General features: G+C 70.5%; 21 protein-coding genes. 10 read left to right on the forward strand and 11 right to left on the reverse strand.

Annotated elements, in window-relative coordinates:
* Window position 1 precedes the first annotated feature (1 nt).
* Window positions 2-1,384, reverse strand: a complete 1,383-nt coding sequence (locus BR98_RS00920; protein ID WP_035839009.1) for a hypothetical protein — start codon at window positions 1,382-1,384, stop codon at window positions 2-4.
* A 193-nt stretch (window positions 1,385-1,577) separates the two neighbouring features.
* Here BR98_RS00920 and BR98_RS00925 point away from each other — a divergent pair, with 193 nt between their 5' ends.
* The 3 genes from BR98_RS00925 to BR98_RS00940 are packed head-to-tail and all read left to right on the forward strand — an operon-like array spanning window position 1,578 to window position 4,952.
* Window positions 1,578-2,603: a dTDP-glucose 4,6-dehydratase gene (locus BR98_RS00925; protein ID WP_051969153.1), complete on the forward strand. Its 1,026-nt coding sequence runs from the start codon at window positions 1,578-1,580 to the stop codon at window positions 2,601-2,603.
* Window positions 2,593-3,822 carry an ATP-grasp domain-containing protein gene (locus BR98_RS37230; protein ID WP_232247182.1) on the forward strand — a complete coding sequence of 410 codons (1,230 nt, stop codon included), beginning with the start codon at window positions 2,593-2,595 and terminating at the stop codon, window positions 3,820-3,822. Before BR98_RS00925 ends, BR98_RS37230 begins: the two co-directional genes overlap by 11 nt.
* Window positions 3,819-4,952, forward strand: a complete 1,134-nt coding sequence (locus BR98_RS00940; RefSeq protein ID WP_035839012.1) for a DegT/DnrJ/EryC1/StrS family aminotransferase — start codon at window positions 3,819-3,821, stop codon at window positions 4,950-4,952. Before BR98_RS37230 ends, BR98_RS00940 begins: the two co-directional genes overlap by 4 nt.
* 71 nt (window positions 4,953-5,023) lie before the next feature.
* Here BR98_RS00940 and BR98_RS00945 read toward each other — a convergent pair whose 3' ends face one another.
* Window positions 5,024-6,193: a UDP-N-acetylglucosamine--N-acetylmuramyl-(pentapeptide) pyrophosphoryl-undecaprenol N-acetylglucosamine transferase gene (locus BR98_RS00945; protein WP_035839015.1), complete on the reverse strand. Its 1,170-nt coding sequence runs from the start codon at window positions 6,191-6,193 to the stop codon at window positions 5,024-5,026.
* Between BR98_RS00945 and BR98_RS41890 the strand changes: the two genes are divergently transcribed.
* Both BR98_RS41890 and BR98_RS00950 read left to right on the forward strand, forming a co-directional pair.
* Window positions 6,182-6,553, forward strand: coding sequence for a DUF397 domain-containing protein (locus BR98_RS41890; protein WP_198042092.1), 372 nt, complete (start codon window positions 6,182-6,184; stop codon window positions 6,551-6,553). The two genes, BR98_RS00945 and BR98_RS41890, sit on opposite strands and share 12 nt — an antisense overlap.
* A gap of 150 nt (window positions 6,554-6,703) precedes the next feature.
* The gene (locus tag BR98_RS00950) at window positions 6,704-7,240 is read left to right on the forward strand and encodes a DUF3732 domain-containing protein (protein ID WP_035839018.1); all 537 of its coding nucleotides are present in this window, start codon (window positions 6,704-6,706) and stop codon (window positions 7,238-7,240) included.
* A 148-nt stretch (window positions 7,241-7,388) separates the two neighbouring features.
* On the opposite strand, the gene BR98_RS00955 is transcribed toward BR98_RS00950, so the two are convergent.
* Window positions 7,389-7,970, reverse strand: a complete 582-nt coding sequence (locus BR98_RS00955; protein WP_035839022.1) for a hypothetical protein — start codon at window positions 7,968-7,970, stop codon at window positions 7,389-7,391.
* A gap of 357 nt (window positions 7,971-8,327) precedes the next feature.
* Between BR98_RS00955 and BR98_RS38830 the strand changes: the two genes are divergently transcribed.
* On the forward strand, window positions 8,328-9,368 hold the full coding sequence (locus tag BR98_RS38830; RefSeq protein WP_157537252.1) for an SCO2583/SCO2584 N-terminal domain-containing protein: 1,041 nt from the start codon (window positions 8,328-8,330) through the stop codon (window positions 9,366-9,368).
* Window positions 9,369-9,500: 132 nt separating this feature from the next.
* Here the strand turns inward: BR98_RS38830 and BR98_RS00965 are convergent, their stop codons facing one another.
* Together BR98_RS00965 and BR98_RS00970 are read right to left on the reverse strand one after the other, a co-directional pair.
* Window positions 9,501-9,986, reverse strand: a complete 486-nt coding sequence (locus BR98_RS00965; RefSeq protein ID WP_035839028.1) for a hypothetical protein — start codon at window positions 9,984-9,986, stop codon at window positions 9,501-9,503.
* A gap of 365 nt (window positions 9,987-10,351) precedes the next feature.
* Window positions 10,352-11,122, reverse strand: a complete 771-nt coding sequence (locus BR98_RS00970; RefSeq protein ID WP_157537254.1) for a hypothetical protein — start codon at window positions 11,120-11,122, stop codon at window positions 10,352-10,354.
* 455 nt (window positions 11,123-11,577) lie between these two features.
* On the opposite strand from BR98_RS00970, the gene BR98_RS00975 reads away from it, so the two are divergent.
* Window positions 11,578-11,946 carry a DUF6262 family protein gene (locus BR98_RS00975; protein ID WP_051969154.1) on the forward strand — a complete coding sequence of 123 codons (369 nt, stop codon included), beginning with the start codon at window positions 11,578-11,580 and terminating at the stop codon, window positions 11,944-11,946.
* Here the strand turns inward: BR98_RS00975 and BR98_RS00980 are convergent.
* The 4 genes from BR98_RS00980 to BR98_RS01000 form a co-directional block, all read right to left on the reverse strand.
* A complete protein-coding gene (locus BR98_RS00980; RefSeq protein WP_232247184.1) occupies window positions 11,903-12,373 on the reverse strand; it encodes a hypothetical protein in 471 nt (156 codons plus the stop codon). The genes BR98_RS00975 and BR98_RS00980 overlap by 44 nt on opposite strands.
* Window positions 12,366-12,830: a DUF6228 family protein gene (locus tag BR98_RS00985; protein ID WP_035839034.1), complete on the reverse strand. Its 465-nt coding sequence runs from the start codon at window positions 12,828-12,830 to the stop codon at window positions 12,366-12,368. The genes BR98_RS00980 and BR98_RS00985 overlap by 8 nt, the downstream gene beginning before the upstream one ends.
* Before the next feature lie 42 nt (window positions 12,831-12,872).
* The gene (locus BR98_RS00990) at window positions 12,873-13,181 is read right to left on the reverse strand and encodes a hypothetical protein (protein WP_051969155.1); all 309 of its coding nucleotides are present in this window, start codon (window positions 13,179-13,181) and stop codon (window positions 12,873-12,875) included.
* Between the two features lie 998 nt (window positions 13,182-14,179).
* On the reverse strand, window positions 14,180-15,091 hold the full coding sequence (locus tag BR98_RS01000; RefSeq protein ID WP_035839042.1) for a hypothetical protein: 912 nt from the start codon (window positions 15,089-15,091) through the stop codon (window positions 14,180-14,182).
* Between the two features lie 378 nt (window positions 15,092-15,469).
* Between BR98_RS01000 and BR98_RS01005 the strand changes: the two genes are divergently transcribed.
* Complete coding sequence (locus BR98_RS01005; RefSeq protein WP_051969156.1) at window positions 15,470-16,078, forward strand: DUF6461 domain-containing protein; 609 nt, start codon at window positions 15,470-15,472, stop codon at window positions 16,076-16,078.
* Window positions 16,079-16,181: 103 nt separating this feature from the next.
* Here BR98_RS01005 and BR98_RS01010 read toward each other — a convergent pair whose 3' ends face one another.
* Window positions 16,182-16,550: a hypothetical protein gene (locus tag BR98_RS01010; protein ID WP_157537256.1), complete on the reverse strand. Its 369-nt coding sequence runs from the start codon at window positions 16,548-16,550 to the stop codon at window positions 16,182-16,184.
* Between the two features lie 158 nt (window positions 16,551-16,708).
* Here BR98_RS01010 and BR98_RS35850 point away from each other — a divergent pair, with 158 nt between their 5' ends.
* A complete protein-coding gene (locus BR98_RS35850) occupies window positions 16,709-17,251 on the forward strand; it encodes a hypothetical protein (protein ID WP_157537258.1) in 543 nt (180 codons plus the stop codon).
* Between the two features lie 133 nt (window positions 17,252-17,384).
* On the opposite strand, the gene BR98_RS01020 is transcribed toward BR98_RS35850, so the two are convergent.
* Entirely contained in the window at window positions 17,385-18,740 is a 1,356-nt protein-coding gene (locus tag BR98_RS01020) for a HEPN/Toprim-associated domain-containing protein (RefSeq protein WP_035839044.1), read from the reverse strand.
* A 173-nt stretch (window positions 18,741-18,913) separates the two neighbouring features.
* Here BR98_RS01020 and BR98_RS38835 point away from each other — a divergent pair, with 173 nt between their 5' ends.
* Window positions 18,914-19,084, forward strand: a complete 171-nt coding sequence (locus BR98_RS38835) for a hypothetical protein (protein WP_157537260.1) — start codon at window positions 18,914-18,916, stop codon at window positions 19,082-19,084.
* Window positions 19,085-19,100 lie beyond the last annotated feature (16 nt).

Genomic DNA, 19,100 nt, shown 5'->3' on the forward strand with positions numbered 1-19,100 from the left:
CTCAGCTGGCCGTGGCCAGCTCCATGCGTGCCCGCTGCAGCAGGTCCCGAACCGCCGGCTCCTTCGGCCAGCGCCGCAACTCCGTCGTGTAGTCCCGCACGTAGTCCCGCGCCCGCGTCGACTGCACCCGCGCGAGGATGTCGACCGCCCGGTGCCCCATCGCGACGCCTTCCTCGAGGCTGCCGCCCTGCAGGTGCACTGTCCCGAGCACCGTGAGGCGCAGCCCGACCGAGCGGGCGAACGAGCCCTCAGGCATCGCGTCGGCGTGCCGGTTCCACGTGAACGCCGCCTTCGGGTTGCCGAGGTCCCGCCACACCTCGACCGCATCCGATGCGAGCCGGGTGTGGCTCATGTGGCTGATCCACTCCGGATCGTCGCCGGGCCGTGCGCGGCCGAGGAGCGTCTCAGCCTCCGACAGGGCGCGCGACGCCGCCCGCGGGTCCCGTGACCGGCCGTGTGCCCGGGCCTCGACCATCTTCGCGAACGCCAGCACCCGCGGGCTCGCCGACCCCTTCGCGCGCTCGTAGCCGCCCTGGACCATGTCGATGGCCTCGCTCGGGTAGCCGCGCAGCATGGCCTGCAGCGCCATCGTGGACATCACGTGACTGCCGACCTCGGTGTCGCCGGCCGCGCGGGCGAGCGCGAGGGCCTGGATGAAGTGCCGCTGCGCGGCGTCGTGCTGGCCCATGTCCAGCGCGGCCCAGCCGACGACCCGGGCGAGCTCGGCGGTCACGCAGTACAGCTCGGCGCCGATCTTCTCCGGGTAGGTGCCGACCAGCAGCGGGCTCGCGCGGTGCCGGAGGCAGTCCGCGACGCTGCTCGAGCGCCAGCTGCCGCCGCCGTACTTCGAGTCCCAGGAGCGGGCCTCGCTCGCGGCCTGCCACAGCTCCTCCAGGTCCGCGCGGCCGACCTGGAGGCTGCCACGGTGCCCAGGCAGCGGCGCGGAGGGCTGGACCAGCCAGCGGGTGACCGGGGTGGTGTAGGCAGCGACGGCGAATGCGCCGCCGATGAAGTCGCGTCGGTGCACGGTGCTCCAGAAGTTCGCTGCGTTGCGCACGGCGTCGCCGGGGTCTCTGGGGAAATCCAACCCCATCGCGGCCGGGTCAGCGGGGAGGTCAGCCATGCCTATCTCCGTAAGGGTGACGGGCCGTCCGAGGCGTTCTCCCAGCGCAACGGCGATGAGCTCGGGCGCCGGGGCGTCGGGGACCATGCCCTTGTCCACCCAGTTGCCGACACTCGTATGGGTGTATGCGCGCGGCTGACCGCGCTGCGCGGAGAGTTCGTTCACCCGCTGCGCGAGGCCCTTGCGGCTGCGGCCGCTCGCGGCCAGGAGCGCGCCGAGGCGGTGGTTCGGTTCGCGGGTCCTGCGTGGTGCCGGCGCCATGAGGGGTCTCCTGCCTGCTGGTGGCCGGGCTTCGAGGTTAGGCCCGCAGGCAGCAACATCGTTACCGCTTCTGTGTTTTGTGGGCCCCCTCTGTGTGCCTGCCGGACACCACCCTTCCGGGAGTGTTCTGGAATCCGGTCGGACCGCTCCTTGCGACAGGGCAGGGCGGCCGCCCCCGGAATTGGAGGCGCGCATGCGCCAGCTGCTCGTCACCGGCGGCGCCGGTTTCATCGGATCCCACTTCGTCAAGCGGATGCTTGCCGCCGACGATGTCGAGCGGATCACCGTCCTCGACGCCCTCACGTACGCGGGCAACCTGGACAACCTGGGTTCGGCGCTCGACTCGCCGAAGCTCACGTTCGTCCACGGCAACATCCTCGACACCACGCTCGTCACCGACTTGATGGCCCGGCACACCGCGGTCGTGCACTTCGCCGCCGAGTCCCACGTCGACCACAGCTTCGCCGACGCCGGGGCGTTCGCGGCGACGAACGTGCTGGGCACCCAGCGGCTCCTGGAGGCCGCGGCCAAGGCCGAGGTGTCCAAGTTCGTCCACGTGTCCACCGACGAGGTCTACGGGCCGCTCCTGGACGGTGTCGCGACCGAGGACGCGCCGCTGCGCCCGACGGTCCCCTACGCCGCGAGCAAGGCCGCGTCGGACCTGGTCGCCCTGTCGTACGCGGTCACGTTCGGGCTGCCGGTGTGCGTCACCCGCTCCTCGAACAACTACGGGCCCGGCCAGCACCCGGAGAAGGTCATCCCCCGGTTCATCTGCGCCCTGATGCGGGGCGACAAGGTCACCGTTCACGGGCAGGGCCAGCACGTGCGGAACTGGCTGCACGTCGAGGACAACTGCGCCGGCGTCGAGCTCGTGCTGCGCGACGGCATGCCCGGCGAGGCCTACAACCTCGGCCTCGGGACGGATCTGACGAACCGGGAGCTGACGGCGCTGCTGCTGCGCGCCTGCGACGCGGACTGGAGCCGCGTGGTGTACGTCCCGGACCGGACCGCGAACGACCTGCGGTACGCGATGGACTGCGCCAAGGCCGAGCAGCTCGGCTACCGGCCGTGCCGCTCTCTCGACGACGGTCTCGCCGAGACCGTCGCCTGGTACCAGCACCACCCGGACCGCTGGGCCCCACAGGCCCGCAACCCGCAGCCCCCGGTACCCGCCGGCCACATCACGGCCCCGAGCCCGGAGCGTGACCGTGTCCGGTGACCAGTTGCCACAGAACGCGCTGCTCGTGCTCGGCGCATCGGAGGAGCACATCCCCCTCTACCAGGAGGCGCGACGCCGAGGAATCCCAACCATCGCCGTCGACATGCGCTCGGACGCCCCCGCGTTCCCCTTCGCCGATGCGGCGATAAAGGTCTCCACCCGCGACGCGGATGCCATCGCCGAAGCGCTGGGCGACACGAGGCCCGCCGGGATCGTGGCCGGCGCGACCGACGCCGCGCTGCTCACCTGGCGTGTCCTGGGCCTGCGCTACGGCATGACCTACGTGTACCCGCAGGCGGCCTTGGTGGGTCTCGACAAGGCCGCCTTACACAGGGTCGTCGCGTCCTGCGGTGTCGCTGGGTACGGGTGGGCCGCATCGGACGACCCGGGCGAGGTCGCCTCGAAGGCGGCCGGGTTGCGTTTCCCGCTCATGGTCAAGCCGGTGGACGGATCGGGCAGCAATGGTGTCACCCGCGTCACCCGCCCTGACGGGCTGCCTGCCGCCATCGCCCGTGCACGCGCCTACTCCGCCTCTCGGACCGTGATCGCCGAAGAGTTCATCCACGGGCGACAGTTGACCATCGACCTGTTCCTCCGCGACGGCAAGTCGGCCATGACCTGCATCAAGGATCAACGCCTTGTAGCCGGGAGAAGCGTCGTCCGGCGGATCAGCACGGCGCAACTCTCCCCGGCGCAACACCGCCACCTTGAAGGAGTCGCCGAGCGGCTGTGCCGTGCGCTGGGCATCGTCAACGGGCCCGCGAACTTCGACCTCGTCCTCGGCGAGGACGGCCACGGGCGCATCATCGAAGCCAACCCGCGTCTGAGCGGGGACAGCATCCCGCGCCTGCACGAGGCCGCCTTGGGCGTCAACGTCGTGGGCGCGCTCATCGCACTCGCGCTCGGTGAGCCGTTCGACGCCTATCTGACGCCGACGCGCAACGCGCACGCCGGGGTGGAACTGCTCGGCTCCCCCCTCGACGTGGAAGGCGAACTCGCCACCTGGGAGGGGGTCGCCGAAGCCCGCAACGTCCCCGGTGTCACCGGCATCGAGCTGTACGCCCAGCCCGGAGACCCCGTGCACCCGCATGACCAGTCCGGGCACAAGATCGGCATGATCACCGCCGCCGGACCGTCGCCCGCAGACGTGTCCGTGGCCCTGGACAAGGCCATCTCACTGCTCCGACCGATCGTCCGACCGACCCGGGAGGAATCGTGACCACCCCGTCGCGGCCCGACGCCGCACGCAACGCCAGCCCGTACCTGTACGGGACGGAACTGGAAGCCGTGGGGCGTGTCCTGGCCGGCGGCCAGTACGGGCACACCGCCGTCACCGAGCAGTTCGAGCAGGAGGTCGCCCGGTTCCTCGGAGTGCCGGAGGCGGTGGCCACCGCCTCCGGCACGGCCGCGCTGCACTGCGCCCTGCTGGCCGCCGGGGTCGGAGCGGGGGACGAGGTGATCGTGCCGTCCATGACGTTCTGCGCCACTATCCAGGCCATCCGCGCCGTGGACGCCGTCCCCCGCTTCGTTGAGGTCAACCCCGACACCCTGTGCGTGGAGGCCGCCACGGTCATGGCCGCCGTGACCGACCGCACTCATGCAGTGCTGCCGGTGCTCTACGGCGGCCGGGCCGTGGATCTGGGCGCGGCCTACGACACCCTCCACAAGCGCGGCATCGCCGTGATCGAGGACGCGGCGCACGCCTTCGGATCGCACCTGAACCACCGGCGCGTCGGCGCGACCGGAGCCCTGACGTGCTTCTCGTTCGGGCCCATCAAGAACCTCACCTGCGGTCAGGGCGGCATGGTCATCCCGCGCAACCCCGGCGAGGCCGACTTCCTACGCGGCGTGCGGATGCTCGGTGTAGTGCAGTCCCAGGCCGAACGCCAGGCCATCACCAGCTACAGCGTGGAGAGCTTCGGGCTGCGCTACCAGATGTCCTCCATCAACGCCGCCATCGGCCTCGCGCAGCTGCGCCGCTTCGCCGAGACGCAGAAGACCCGGCGGGAGCTGTGGGTCGCCTACCGCGACGCGCTGCGCGGCATCCCGGCGGTGGAGCTGGTGGACGTGGACGTGACCCGCACGGTGCCGCACCTGTGCGTGGTCCGGGTGCCGCACCGCGAGGACGTGTTCCGGCTGATGAAGGCCCGGGGCATCGCGGTGGGCGTCCACTACCCGCCCAACCACCTCCAGGCAGCGTTCAAGCCCTGGCACCGGCCGCTGCCGCTCACCGAGAAGGTCAGCGAGGAGATCCTGAGCCTGCCGTTCCATCAGCACCTCACCGAAACCGACATCGACCGCGTGGTGAACTCACTCGAACAGGCCCTCACATCGGCAGGAGGACCGTGATGCGCAAGACCCTGACCGTATGCCTTGGCCACAGCCCTGCACCTCGGACGACGACGCCCCAGGCCGGCTGATCAGGCGCAGGCGGCGGACAGCAGCACGTCGACCAGTCGCTCGGCAGCGTCGGGGCGGCCCATCTGCCGGGCCTGGTAGGCGATCTGTCCCCGCAGCCCGGGGTCGGCGAGGAGCGGCCCGATCGCGCCTTGCAGCATGGTGGCGTTGACCTCTCCGGTCAGCGCCACCGCTGCGCGTCGCCGCTGCAGGTGCATCGCGTTCTGGGCCTGCTCGTTGCCGGCCGACGTCGCGAGCGGCACGAGCACGGCGGCCTTGCCCAGGGCGGTGAGCTCGGCGATCGTTCCGGCGCCGCTGCGGGACAGGACGACGTCGGCCAGCGCCAGCACGTCGGGGAGCTCGGGGCCGACGTAGCCGGTCAGGTGGTAGCGGGCGGCCAGGTCCGGCCGCAGGGCGTGCACCGTCGCGCTGAGGGCGTCGAGGTTCGCGGGCCCGCACTGATGGATCACGTTCGCCTGCGAGAGGAGCCACGGAAGGGTGTCCCGCACCAGTTCGTTGATCTGCTGCGAGCCCTGGGCGCCGCCGGTCACGTACACGGTCGGCAGCTCGGAGGCGAAGGAGTGCAGGCCGAGTGCGTCGACCGCCTTCCGGGCGTGGCCGGCTAGCACCTCGGGCCGGACCGGGTTGCCCGTCACCACCGTGGTGCCGCGCACCGACTCCGGCAGAAGTTCGAGGGTGGCCTCTGAGGAGACCGCGAACCTGGTGGCCGCGCGCGCGAGCGACCGGTTCGCCAGCCCGAGCCGCACAGTCTGCTCGTGAACGACCAGCGGCCTGCGGCACATCTTCGCCGCCAGACCGACCGGCACCGCCACGTACCCGCCGGTGGCGAGGACGACGTTCGGCCTGAAGTCGGCGACGATCGCGCGGGCTTGGGCCACGCCGAGCGGGACGCGGCTCATGTCGCGCACGTTCGCGGGCGACACGAGCTTGAGGGGGTTGGACGAGCGCCGGACCTTGCCCGTCGCGACCGCGCGAAAGGGAATGCCCTCGCTGGCGGCGACGCGGTTCTCCAAGCCACCGTCGACACCGACCCACAGCACCTCCAGCGCTCGGCCCGCTGCGGCGAGCCGCGCCTGGAGGGTTCGGACCGCGGTCAGGGCCGGGTACGTGTGACCGCCGGTGCCACCTCCGGTCACGATCAGCCGGAACGGCTCGCTGCTGTGCTGCGTCACGGGGCGCTTCCTCTGTTCGCGGACGTCGTCCGGTCCACGCTAGCGCCTGTCTGGAGAGCCCGACAGCCACAGGTCCACCTCGGACAGCGGCTCCCGCCCCGTGCCAATGGGAGCAGTTCGCCGCCGTCCTCGCGGCCACCCGCTGCGCCCGGGCCCGGCGCATCACGCACCTGCCGACCAGGTCGAGCCCCGCGGTGGCGGCCGCCGGCGGACACGGGGGACGACTACGTTGAGGTCGTCCTGCTGCCCGACGGTGCGCGAGCGATCGTGGATCCGAAGCGGCCCGATCTGGAGCCGCTGCGGTACACCGCGGCCGAGTGGCAGGCGTACACCGAGGGCGTGCGTCAGGGTCTGATCTGACCTTGCAACGCCCGTACGCCGAGGGCCGGTTCCTCCCCCTCTGTAGCAGGGAGGGGCCGGCCCTTCTTGGCGTACGCGTGTTCACATTCCCTGCCGTGCAAGGTGTTGAAACCATGAAGGTCGTTAACGGGAAGTGGATCAGCGCCCCCCTTGCGGCACACCCCGACAAGCTGCCTGTCCCTGATCGGCCAGAGCATTCAGGTCAAGTCCGAGGACCTGGGGCTCGAGAACTCGGATTCTCCCATCCGTCTCGACGTCAACCGGCTGACCGTCGTGGCCGACACCCCGGACGGACCGGTCCGGCTCGCTGACAGCGCCGAGAACCACCTCGGCTACCACGTCGCCACGCTGCTGAGCCTGCACGAGTGGTTCAGCGACCACAGCAACCCCGTGCCGCGGACGCTCATCCTGGACCAGCCGTCCCAGGTGTACTTCCCGCCCGACTACACCGGCGAGCCCACCCCTCAAGGCACGGACCTCAGCCACCTACTGAACGTGTATCGGACCATCAACGACACCGTTGAGGCACTCGACGGCGCTCTCCAGGTCATCGTCGTCGAGCATGCCGACCTTGCCGCCCCGTTCTTCCGCGACCACGTCGTGGAACGCTGGCGCTACAGCAACAACCAGGCCCTCGTGCCGCCGGAGTGGATCACCGAGCAGACCGACGACGAAGACAACGAGTAAGCGCGCTCGTGGCCAGGTCCGGCGCCGCCCATCAACAGGTCAACGCGGTCGGCCGGGGGCTGGGTTGTCATGAGGCCGACGACAGCCACCGGGTATGACAGCCCGTCAGTAGCGGCGCGGCAAGGCGGCAGTCCGCGGAGGTGGTGGCTCAGGGGATGAAGTGCGTCCCGAGCAGCCCCCGGTCGGCCTCCGCTGCGGCGCGCCATACCGGGGGGACTCCGTCGAGAAGCGCGTCGATGTCAGCCTGCTCGCCCTCGTCGCGCAGGGCGGCGGCCAGGAGTCGCTCGGCCTGGCGTCGGCTCTGAGTGCTCCAGCTGAAGGCGCGCTCGATCGCGGGGAGACTCTGGCGGACCTGGTCGGGGGTGAGGATGATGTCCCCAATCCAGCCGGGCAAGTGAGCGAACCGCTCAGGGCCCAGGGCGAAGGCCATCGCGGCCGCCGGATAGGAGTTGCGGGAGGAGACGACGAGATACGGAAGGGATTCGTCGCGACCGTGCTCCCAGGCCTCGTAGACGAGACAGATCCGCTCGTCCAGCGCGGACGGGGCAGCGGATTCGACGAACCGGTGCCGGGACTCCTCGGTGCTTCCCACTTCCTGCCACCACCGCAGCAGGTCCCTGGAGGAGGGGTGCGCCGCCTCCTCCTCAACGGCCGGCCGAAGGTCCGGCGTGTACTGCGTGATGGCATCGGCCTTCATCGGCACCAGGCACCACATCCCCAGGAAGCTCACGATGTCCCCCTCGTCTCGTCCTGCTGGGATGCTGCCATCGCACTCTGACAGGTCATCCGAAGCTCCCAGGCCGGTAGGCCGCAGCGGCTGTCAACGGCCATTCAGTTCTGTTCTCCCCGGAGGCGGCCAATGGTTCTCCCCACTGGCGGCCAGCAAGAGTGGCTCTGATCAACATTTCGGGATGCCCGAGCGTGACGGTCACGGGGTGAGTAGTACGCGGCGCCGGAGGAGTTCACCACGTTCATCTTCGCTCCCCTGTTCGTCGTCGCCACCTGCCCGCGCCACACCCGCCACGGCGCACAGGAACCGGGGCACCTCGCTGGTCAGAGCGCCAGGGCGGCCCTGCATACTGACGCGGTGCCGATAGCCGAAGACCCTGACCCGCGCCCCTCCGACGAGCCGGAGCCGACAGCCGCGGACCCATTCGACGGGCTCGTCCTGGACGAGGACTTCGTTCGCGGCGCCGACGTCAAGGAACCGGCAGCACGCACCCGAATACTCGCGGCGCGCTGGCGGCTGGAGCCGCCGGTTGATCCGGGCGGCCGCCGCTGGTCACTCGATGCCCCCGGCCCAACCCGCCCGCGTACGAAGCGGGCCGGGCTCGCGCCCAAGCTCGGTTCAGGGGTGCTGATCGCGGTCGCCGTCGCCGCCACGGTCGTGGCCATCGGCATCGGGCCGGGCAGCGGCCTGCTCTCCCTCGGCGACTCCCCACAGGACGTCCTGCCCTCGCACGCGCCGGGCTCACCGCGTCCGTCGACGGACGCCGCGCTGAGCGGCGGCGGGACCTCCGACGGCAGCAAGTGCGGCATGCGGGGATTCCACCACTTCGCCCAGACGGCAACCTCCGCGCCCGCAGGCCCCGCCCCCATCGCCTTCGCCGACGGGCGGTCCGACACCCCGCCGCAGGGACCGCAACTCGCCCTCGGCTCCTACGGCTTCTCCAAGGACTCGCCCGGGGATCCCGGGCACTTCACCATCAATCTCCTGCTCGGACCGGGCGCGAGTCGCTCGCTCGACCTGTCCCCGCCGCTGGGACCGCAGGGCGTGGCCGTGGAGATCGAGGGCCCCGACGGGCTGGTCGCCGGCGCGTACGACCTGCCCGTCAAGCTCGGCGACGGCACGGCGCACACCCCACAAGGCAAGATCAGCATCGGACCGCCGGACGGCGCAACCGCCGAGGTGACGCTCCCCGCCCAGGCGCTCTGCCCGGGCATCGACGCCCTCGCCGTCCAGCAGCGCCTCAGCCCGCCGATCGACTCGACGAACACCATCACCGGCCCGGCGCCCTACACGCTCACCGTCTCCCTCGCCGACCCGGCGGTCGGCGCGCTCCGGCGCACGACGGGCTCACCACTCCAGGGCGACGTACTGAGCACCACCAACCAGCTCCCCCAGTAGCGAAGTTGGACCGACCGGACGTCCTTCCACAGCGCCTGCGGGGGCTGCCGGCGCCAGTGCCGCGTCCCCAGCCGCATCCCCGGCCGGCTGCCGCCTCCCAGGTGCCGGGGCCTGCGGTCACCCGGGCGTTGCTCAGGAGTCCAGCAGGGCGCGGGTGGTGTCCGCCAGCGCGGCCGCCGCGTCGTCGAGGATCTGACAGGTCGCGCACAGCAGCGGGCAGTTTGCGGACCCGACCGACTCCCCGCGGTGGACACGGCCCCCGCAGGCCGTGAACCAGGTCCGGTCCTCGAACAGGAAACCGGTGTGAAGCATGTTCTGCCCGCCATGGCGGGCAGGGCCGGCGACCGGCTCCCACCCGGCCGGCTGCGCAAGGGCCGGGTCGCAGCACAGCGCCTCAAGGCCGTCATGGTCTCCAACCAGGGCGAAGCCACCGGTGGGCTCCAGCAGCAGCGTGGCCTGCCGCGCGGTCCAGCGCCCCAGAGCGATCGTGTCGGCCAGGTGCGCCACCGTACGCGGCGCGGCCTGGACGGCCCACGAAGATCCCCGGTAGTACACGGTCTCGTGGACACGGGCGTGAGCGAGGACCCTCAGACGCAGCACATCGGCGTAACTCGGCACAGCAGTCCCTCCACACGGAGCGAGCCGGCGACTCCGGCCAACTCCCACGAACACTCCACCCGGCCCCGGACGCCACCAACCCCCGGATACGCCACCACCAGACAACCCCGGAGACAGGCAGGGCAACCGCCACCCGGGAGGAGCCCCACCGCCAAGCGCCCCGGGCCCCGGTTCCCAATCGGGGGCCGGGGACCGGGGCCTAGCAAGACCGGGCTGCGGGCCAGGGCAGGGGAACGACGCGGGCTGTCGGCGCGAGACGATACCGAGCCTGACTGAGCGCGGCTCCCACCCCGGGATTTGCTCCGGCCCTGTCCTGCCCCGGTCGCCTCGGTGGCCGGTCCTGGCTGCCCGGCGGGCGCGGCTCGTCAGCTTGGGGGTTCGGCGGCCGTTGTGGGCGCGGTCAGCCTCTGGTGCAGCGCGGTAACGATCTCGGCCAGGTCGCCGGTGGCCTGCTGGAGGGTGGTGTCCGGGGCGATGGCCGCGACGGCTTCCCGGCCCTCCTGCCCCGCTGTCATGGTGACGACCAGGTCGAGGCTTTCATCGCTCGGATACGGCGGGAGCTGGAGGAAGGCCACCTCGTGGCCCGTGAGGTGGGTGAGCGCGGGCTGGTTGTGGGCGTCGGTGGTGTAGCGCCAGCCGATGGCGTGGGCCGTGGCCCGGATGAGCTGCTCGAAGTCCCAGCCGGGGGTTGCCTCCTGGAGGGCGGCGGCGTAGTCGAAGGGGCGCCTTTCGGCGATCTGGCCAAGCAGCGCCAGGACGGTTGCCTTCTGGTTCCCGGAGTCGAACAGGTAGCCGGACTGGAGCTTGTTCAGGCCGAGCGCGTTGCGGGCGACGTCCTCGATCCGTACGTGCAGATCGTCCTTGCGCGCGTCGGTGGCGTCCACGAGGGTCCAGCCGGTCACGTGGGCGGTGAAGCCTGCCACGCACAGGGTCGTGCCGTGCTCGGGTTTCTGGCCGGGCTCCAGGAGGTGGCTCTGGGGGGCCTCGTACCAGGCGAGCATGTCGAAGGCGTGTGGGCTGCGGTGGATCGCAGCGAGCACAGCCCCGGCGACGGCCGCGGGGGCGGGCTCCGGGCCCGCAGCGGGAACAGCAGCGACCGACGAGACAGCCCAAGAGGCGGTGGAAGAAGAAGGCATGACGGTGCAGCTCCTTACGACGATGAACAAGTAGCCCGGCCGCGCGACAGCGCGGCGCCGGAAGCAGCCCCCGGCGGGCGGTAGACAGACGCACCGGACAGCCGACCCACCGGGCCGAACAGACGGCGCGGCAGCGCGGAGCCGGGCAAGGCCGGCGGGGTGCGGGTTCGGCGCGAGAGCGTCGAACCGTGCTGCCGGTGACTAATCTGGCGCCCACCCGGGCGGCTCCCAACCCCTGGATCGGGCCCCGCCTGACCACGTGCCGGAACCGATCCGGACCGCGGCACAAGCCGACACGGCCGCAGGCGCCGGGCCGAGCACGCGGCTCTCACGAGGCTGCTAGACACGATCCACGCCAAGCCCGGCCGCGCGGTCCAGGGCGTCGGCTGCGGCACCGCCCCCACAGGGCCCGTCCCTCTCACCATCGACCTCGACCGCCACCGAAGGACCCGGCCGTGACCGACGCCCGCAGCAAGCGCACCCAGACCCTCAGCGCCGCCGCGAAGGCAAAGTCGCAGGCCAAGACGCGGGCCGCCGAGCAAGCCATCCGGCGGCTGATCAAGCGCGGCGAGGCGATCACCTTCCAGGCCGTCCAGCGCGAGGCCGGGGTCTCCCACGCCTTCCTCTACAACCACCCCGACCTGCGCGGACGCATCGAACGCCTGCGAGCCCAGACCCGCCCCATCCCCGCACCGGCCGGCCCGGCGGACCCGGAGAGCACCCTCGTCCTCGCCCTGACCGGCCAGATCACCCGGCTGAAGAGTCAACGGGTTCGGGGGGTCAGGCTGCCGGGTCGGACCGGTGCGCGCGCCAGAGCGACCTGAGGGCTTCGAGCTCGGTGCGGGGGAAGTGCTCGCCCCACTTGCCGCGATATCCGCTGTCGCCGTACTTCGTGGCGACTTCGTCGAAGCAGCGGATCACTGCTTGTGCCACGGCGTCGACGCTCTGCTGGGTCGACCAGATCTCGGTGCCAGCGTTGTCGTGCTTCGCGCCGTCGGGTAGTTGAAGGAGGCGGATCCACACGTCGTTGCCTGCACGGTAGAAGATCCACCGGAAAGCGGTGGGCTCTGCCTCGAACTGGGCACGTGTCTCGGCTTCACCGCTGACCAGTCGGGCGATCGCCTTCAGGAGGTCCTCGGGGGCGCTGGTGATGTACGAGGCTGTGACTTCGGCATCGGTTCGCCCGTCAGCGATACTGCAGTCCGCCCACCCGTGTCCGCTGAGAGTCCAAACGAGCCGCAGATCAGCCACGGCCGCCGTCCTGCTGTGTGAGGAAGCGTCGGACATCGACCGCGAGGGCGGACATCTGCTCGCCGGCGTCGAGCCAGGTCGTGACGGATGCCTCCCAACCACCTGCCGCACTTCGCCATGGGTGAAGAGTCCAGGTCAGCCCGACGTGACCGCCGGAGCGGAAGACCGCGCTGATGGTGAGATCGCGGTCGTTGGTCTGCCAGACCCGCTGCCCGTCCCAGCCGCGGAAGTCGGCCGCCAGTCCCTCCAGGAAGGGCGCCAGGTCGGCGCCCCAGTTCCAGGCGACCACCTCGTCAACGCGCATGGTCAGCCCCGGCGCGGACGCCTCGATGGCGTACTGAACGCGGTCCTCGTCGGGCCGGGAGGAGTCGCAGAGCCGCACGCTGACGGAGCGGTTGTTGCGGCAGCGGACGGTCACGGCGGTCGGCGTGTCGAGGTCGGTGTCGTGGGAGCTCATCGGTTGAACGGTAGATCACGCAGGCCCCACCCGTCGCGGAGATTACGCGTCGGGGAGGCGCCCTGCATCGACGTGATCGGCGAGGTAGATCATGACGCCCTCGGGATCCATGCCGAGGGCTGCGGCGACGAGTTTGGGGTCCAGGGTGTTCACGAGGCCGGCAAGGCGGGTGCATCGCAGAGTCCGAGGCGCAACGCCGCAGGGGTCCAGGAGGTGGCTGGCATAGGCGGTCGACGCTGGTGCCCCGCCGCTCTTGGTGATCTCGGTGACGATCACGTGGGAGTTGTCGGTGCGCTGGTCCGTGCGGTGCGCCAGGCAGCGTTGGAGTGCCGACCAGCTGATCGGGTCCATAGGCACCGGATGGGGCGTTTGCCCAGGCGGATGGTGCGGTTGACAGGGTCGAGGTCGTCCCACCGAAGGAGCCGGAAACCTCGCTGCTGGAGGCTGCGTGGAGGAGTGCCAGGATTCCGAGCAGTGCCTCGTGCGGGTGCGCGTCGGTGCCGGTGGTCCAGCGGCGGAACAGCTGCCGCTGCTGGTCGACGGCGACGGTGGTGCCGCTGAACCCTGACGGGCCTTTGGCCTTCACTCCCCGGGTGGGGTCGATGAGCACGACCTTGCGGGCCGGCGTGGTCCTCGTCATGCGCAGACCGTACGCGGCCGGGCAAACGACGCGCGAGCGGATTGCCGCCCGCTCTCGCTCACATCGAACTCAGCCCCGGGGCGAGTGCCTCCCGAACATGAGCCAACGAATCAGCGGACGGCATGGGCACGGTCAGCACCTGCGATGCCACCATGCCAACTCCGGATCTGCCATGGGCTCGTGGCACGTTCGCCGGAGTAGTACCGCATCCAGGCGCTCGATCTGCACTCGGAGTTCAGTGGCGGTCCTCGGCGGCAGCATGAACAGAGCCTCTTGCAGCTTGTCCCGGGCCCAGCCCTCGCCACAGCACGGGCAGGCGAACTCGGCCTCCCACTGCCTCCACCGGCGCTTGGTCCCGTGGACACGCACAGACCACACGCTCAGTGCCACCGACACGATGCCCGGAGACAACCGCCCCCGCTCGAGCAGGCGGACGGCGGCATTCGCCGCCCCCGACAGACCTGGGACATCGCGATACCGCACCCAGGGCCTTCCCCAACCGCGCTCCCGCGGTCGAAGCGAAGCTGGCGTTCTACGCGGCACGGCCCCCTCGGATGCAAGTCATGGACGGCATCCTCCCACAGCCCAAGATCGGCCGGACAGAACCCGCTCCCGGCCAGACCGGATCCGCGCGAAGACACACTCCCGCAAGAATCGCTCTACCTGCGCAGATGCAAGATCAGGGGCAGTGCTGAGTGGGGCGGTTGGCCTATGCCCGGGATCCGGGCAGGTCGGCGTAGTGGATCCGGCTCGGCGGCTCGCGCTCCTCCTCATGGGCGCTGGACCGCTTCGGCAGCCCAGGGCGCAGCGCCGGCCCGACGGCCCGCCAGGTCCGCTCGACGGCGGCGGCGTCGAAGCCGTCGAAGGTCGCCGTGGCCTGCAGCAGCACCGCGCCGGAGGGGAGTAGCGCGGCCTGTGCGAACTCGCCGATCCGCCGCAGTTCGTCGGCGCCGCCGAGCCTGGCGGCGATCTCTTTGGGGACCACCGTGGCCCACTCGTAGCCGCGCAGGAAGGTCCGCGACTGCGGGATCGTCATCGAGGGCAGGGGTGGGCCGACCCGCTCCTCGTGCTCGGTACGGCCGAGACCACGTTCGTAGCCGATCTGCCCGTAGGCGACGTCCAGTTGGGCGGCGGTGTCGCGCAGCAGGCCGAGCCAGTTGCCCTCGGGCTCACCCGCGGCGAGCGACTCGGCCGGCGCCTCGGCAGAGAACCTGACCCAGTCCAGCAGGTCCTGCTCGCGCTCCACGCCGATCCGCAGGAACTGCGTGCGTGGCCAACCCTGGTCGTCGAGCCGGTAGATCGCGAGCTCCGCCACGACGAACTCCTCCCGCAGCAGCCTCTCGAATCTGGGCAGGTTCTTCCTGAGGAGCAGACCGTGGCTCTTGCGCACCCGGCCCGCCTTGGGGCTGTGGACCGTGAAGAAACCCCACAGCGCATTCGGCGGTCCACACGGAACCGCCCTTCGGAGCCCGTCCGCGGCCAGCCCCTCGGAATCCAGGAGCGCGCCGAAGTACTCCCCCGCGAGTTGCTCGGCCCCGTCGAAGAGCCACTGCCGGGCGATGGGCGCGAGCACATCCGCTGTGCGGAATTCGGTATCGATCTCGCACCGGATCCGATGCATCTGGCACCCCACCTGTCACAACTCGTATGCCGTGCCGTCATCTCGGGTCGCCCCCGGACAGCACCAGGGATGCGGCTGCGCCACGGAGCTGGATGCCTCGGTGCCGACCACGCCTGACGACCGTAGCGCCAGGCCCTGACAACGCGGTCACGTTGGCCGGAGAGGCCGACCTCTGGTCCGCCCGCGCGGGTCCTGCACCGTGGGCAAGGGGGGTGCTTGTGCACGAGGTGTGGCCCGGTGACCGCCTCGGCGCTGGCCAGGGCAGGCGCCCATCACGAACTCGGGGTGACTGGCCCAGCCGTGACCACGCCGGCCAACCCCGACCCACTGAGCGTTGACTCCAGCTCCAGGTGTCAGAGGGGCTCTATCCATGCGGGCATGGATGTTCGGGACGGCCGATTTGACTGGGTCGACGAGGAGGACGGCTTCTATCCGATCCTCACCTTGATCGAGGGAGTCGCAGAGGACGAGGTCATCAAGCGGTTCGGCGGTGACCTGGAAGCCGCCCGCCTACTCACGGCCGATGAGATCTACGATCTCCAGCCCCGCCATGGGCACAGCCCCTTCGTGTCAGTTGGGACGGCAAACGGTGTGCTGTTCGCGCTGGAGGTCGTCGGATCGACCGGTGCCGTACCGCGAGTCTTGCGTGATCTTTCCCGGGGAGGCAGGTGCTTTGGGCTCCTCCTCGATGTCAACGGCGGAGACAGAGTCCACTACGCCGTTGACGGTGACCTGGTCGTGTATCAGGAGCCCCGGGGCACCCTCACACCGCTCCGCGCGGGCGACTCCCGCTGGAGCCCGGCTTGGTACGAAGGGCTGAGCGATGCCACCGATCCGGCGGCACTCTGCGGCTCGAAGCTGTTCCTCCTCACCGAGCGAGTCATGCAGACCGTGATCGAGCCGGCCTGGTTCACCCAGCCGCTGAGGACCGTCGAGCTCCCTGACACGATCAGGTTCATCAACACCCCTGCCTGGGACATCCCCTGAACACTCGCCGTAGGCGAGCGGGGCTGCATGGGCAGGTGGGCTGCCCGGGGGTGGTTGATGGGTGGTCAGGCACTGTGGCGCAGGCGGGCCAGGTCCTCGCGCGTCATGTCGGCGGTGACGACCGGACGTCGGCGCGCAGGAGCTCCCACTGGCGGCGCTGTGCGGTCCAGGCCTCGGCGGCCAGGAGCGCCGGGCACTCCAGGCGGGCCACGGTGGCACGGGCGAGCCGCTGGCCACAGCCGTTCGGGCACGGGCCCGTGCAGGGGGCGGGGCTGGACGTGCGCAGGCACTCGAACGAGCGGCCTTCGCGGTCGAAGCCGATCCAGACGCATCCGCCGCCACCGGCCCGGTGAACGCTCCCGCTGCACTTCGGGCACAGGTGGGCGTGGATGAAGCGTACGCCCGCCAGGGTGCACATCCAGCCGACGCGCTGGACGCGCGGCAGCGGCCAGGGCAGCACCCCAAGCGGCACGAGATCGCCCTCGCTCCCCCAGGCCGGCGCCGTGGTGGCCGCCGCGAAGAGCGTGGGCCGACCCGAGCCCTCGCACCGGTCTCGCCGCTCCCGGGTACCAGCCGAGGCTGTTCGTAGCGCTCAGCCCGTTCCGCGAGCCGGCGGTGCCGGTCCCCGGCGTGTCCGTGGAGGACGTCTGCGAAGCGTACTGGCGGGTGATCGACGCACTGCCCGAGGGCACGGAGGACCTGGTGGACGGCACAGAGGAGGAGCTGCCCATCGCGCCGCTGCTGTACGACAGGAGCGGCGAGGTGATCGCGCAGTTGGTCTCCGTCGAGGTCCAGGAAGCCGACCTCGCCCTGCTCGCCGCGTTCGCCGACGCGTTCGCCGACGCGCTCGACCGCGCGGCTGGCCTGCGGCCCGGCCCGCAGCACGGGGAGCTGCGGCAGGTGCTAGACGACCTCGGCCGCGAGGGCTACTGGCTGTGGATGCCCCAAGGGGACGCGGCCACCGTCGCCCACTGGATTCGCAACGCGCTGTCGCTGTTCCTGCACCCGCCGTTCGACGGCCCGCAGGGCGAGGAGGCCCACGAGCTTGCTGACCGCACTGCTGCGGCACCTCGGCCCGGGGAGCGTCGCCGAGCTAGACGACGAGGAAGAGGACCTGGTCGCCGGGGTGACGCTGCCGGATGGAGCTCCGGGCTCTCGGCAGGTAGGACCTGACGACCGCTCGGGCCCTGGCGGCTGGCCTTCAGGTCTTCCGGCCGCATCCCCGGGCAGCTCATCACTGACTGACCGCTCCCGCTCCTGGCCCTTCCGATCTTCCCTAGCGGCCGGGTCAGCAACGCGGCAGAGGTTAGCGTCCTGCGGCGGCAATCAGGGTCTGCGCGATCTTGCGCATCGCGTCCCATCGGTCGTCGAGCGGCGTGCCGCCCTCCTCGGCAGCGGTGAGCATCTTGTCGATCCGGTCCTGAACGGTCTTCTTGTCGCCTGGGACGAGTTCGCCCTGGTAGTCGTTGATAGCGCCGTTGAACCCGGTCCAGCGGACCGGGAGCGGCTCGCCAGAAGCTGCCCGCAGGCAGTCGAGACCGAAGTAGAACTCCACGGAACACGCGCGCCCGTTGATGTTGTAGCGGGTGTCACCCGTGGGCCCGAGGGTCGGGTAGTCCTTCACGTAGTCGAGATCGGGCAGCAGGCGGACCCTGAACCGATCGGGAAGCGGAGCGCCCGACAGCGTCTTCACGGCCTGACGCCCTGCGGCGTCGTTGTCGACCAGTGCGACGACGCGGTTCATAATCCCTGCTGCCGCGAAGGCTCGCAGGCTCTTCACCAGCTCGGGGGCGCCGCCTGCAGCCTTCGCGTCGGGGTCGAGGAATGTGAAGTAGCCGGCAAGTTCGGGGGCAACGATCTGGAGTCCTCGCTTGAGGAACCGGGCATCGGTGGTTCCCTCGGTCATGACGATGATCGGCCCGCTGCTTGCCATCTCCGTCGCCAGCTCCTGCTGAGCGAGCTCTGAGACAGCGTCATGCCGGTTGAAGTAGCCGGCCGCCAGGAGATCGTGCAGGTCGAGGCGGACAACGGTGTCGGGTGCCTGGCCCTGGAGGAGCGCGGCAAGAAGTATCCGCAGATCGGCGTCAAACTCCCGGAACGCCTCAAGCTGCTCTAGGCAGGCCGTCATGAAGTTCTCCCGGGGTTCCTGCTCGTCCGACCGCTTGGAGCTGGCGATCAACGCGCGCAGGCCGATCCCCACGACGTCCTCCCAGGCGATCGGCAGGTGCTCGCCCTCGGGCGTCCCCGACACTGGAACGTAGAGAGCGTCCTCGCCGTCGATCATGTGAAGTTCCCGCAGGAACTCAGCCATCTCCGCCTGACAGCGCTGCGAAGTGAACCCCATCAAACTGAGCCGCTTCACGACGGTTCCGACGGTGGCCGAGTAGCCGAAAGCCGTGCTCATGTCACCGTCTTCGATACCCCCCGCGTACTCCTTCGACCCCGGCGCGCCCTCGTATGCCTCCGACGGGGCCTCGATCCAATCAGCAGCGTCAGCGTCCAGGTTGAAGTCCCCGGCATTTGCCGCGTCGACCTCGCTCGCCCACCGCCCATCCATGTACTTGTCATGCTCTTGGAAGATAGTCATGAGCTTGGTCGGAGTGTGGTTCTTTCCCGAACTGATCTCATCTTCGCCAAGGAAGAAGAACCACCTGTCGCTCACTCAACTCTCCGATCAGCGTTCCGTGAATCCACCTGGCGAGCATCACAGTTTCGCGCCCGGCAGGCAACGGAGATCACCGCTGTCAGGCTTCGAGGAGCTCGGCTTCGAGGGCAGGGATCCGCCTGCCCGCGAAACGGAGGTTGGATCGGGCGCCTTCAAGCCGCTCTTGCAGCGTGACGGGCCGGGCGGCGGGCGAGGTGTGCCGATGTAGCTGGTCGATGGCGCTGCGGGTGCTGTGCGACCCCTGCCTGAGCCTGGAACGGGAGCAGCAGCCGACCGGCTCGCCAGAGGGCGACCGGCCGGATCCGGCGCATGTGAACCGCAACGGCGCGGCCGACGGGTAGCCGTGTCGGGCGGGAT

Source organism: Kitasatospora azatica KCTC 9699, assembly GCF_000744785.1.
Lineage (GTDB): Bacteria > Actinomycetota > Actinomycetes > Streptomycetales > Streptomycetaceae > Kitasatospora > Kitasatospora azatica.

What these genes read in the sequence shown, in the direction of transcription:
- BR98_RS00970 (WP_157537254.1), bottom strand. Translation starts at nt 11,122, where the DNA reads ATGCCTTCTTCTTCCACCGCCTCTTGGGCTGTCTCGTCGGTCGCTGCT.
- BR98_RS00920 (WP_035839009.1), bottom strand. Translation starts at nt 1,384, where the DNA reads ATGGCGCCGGCACCACGCAGGACCCGCGAACCGAACCACCGCCTCGGC.
- BR98_RS00990 (WP_051969155.1), bottom strand. Translation starts at nt 13,181, where the DNA reads ATGGACCCGATCAGCTGGTCGGCACTCCAACGCTGCCTGGCGCACCGC.
- BR98_RS00925 (WP_051969153.1), top strand. Translation starts at nt 1,578, where the DNA reads ATGCGCCAGCTGCTCGTCACCGGCGGCGCCGGTTTCATCGGATCCCAC.
- BR98_RS01000 (WP_035839042.1), bottom strand. Translation starts at nt 15,091, where the DNA reads ATGCATCGGATCCGGTGCGAGATCGATACCGAATTCCGCACAGCGGAT.
- BR98_RS00985 (WP_035839034.1), bottom strand. Translation starts at nt 12,830, where the DNA reads ATGAGCTCCCACGACACCGACCTCGACACGCCGACCGCCGTGACCGTC.
- BR98_RS01005 (WP_051969156.1), top strand. Translation starts at nt 15,470, where the DNA reads ATGGATGTTCGGGACGGCCGATTTGACTGGGTCGACGAGGAGGACGGC.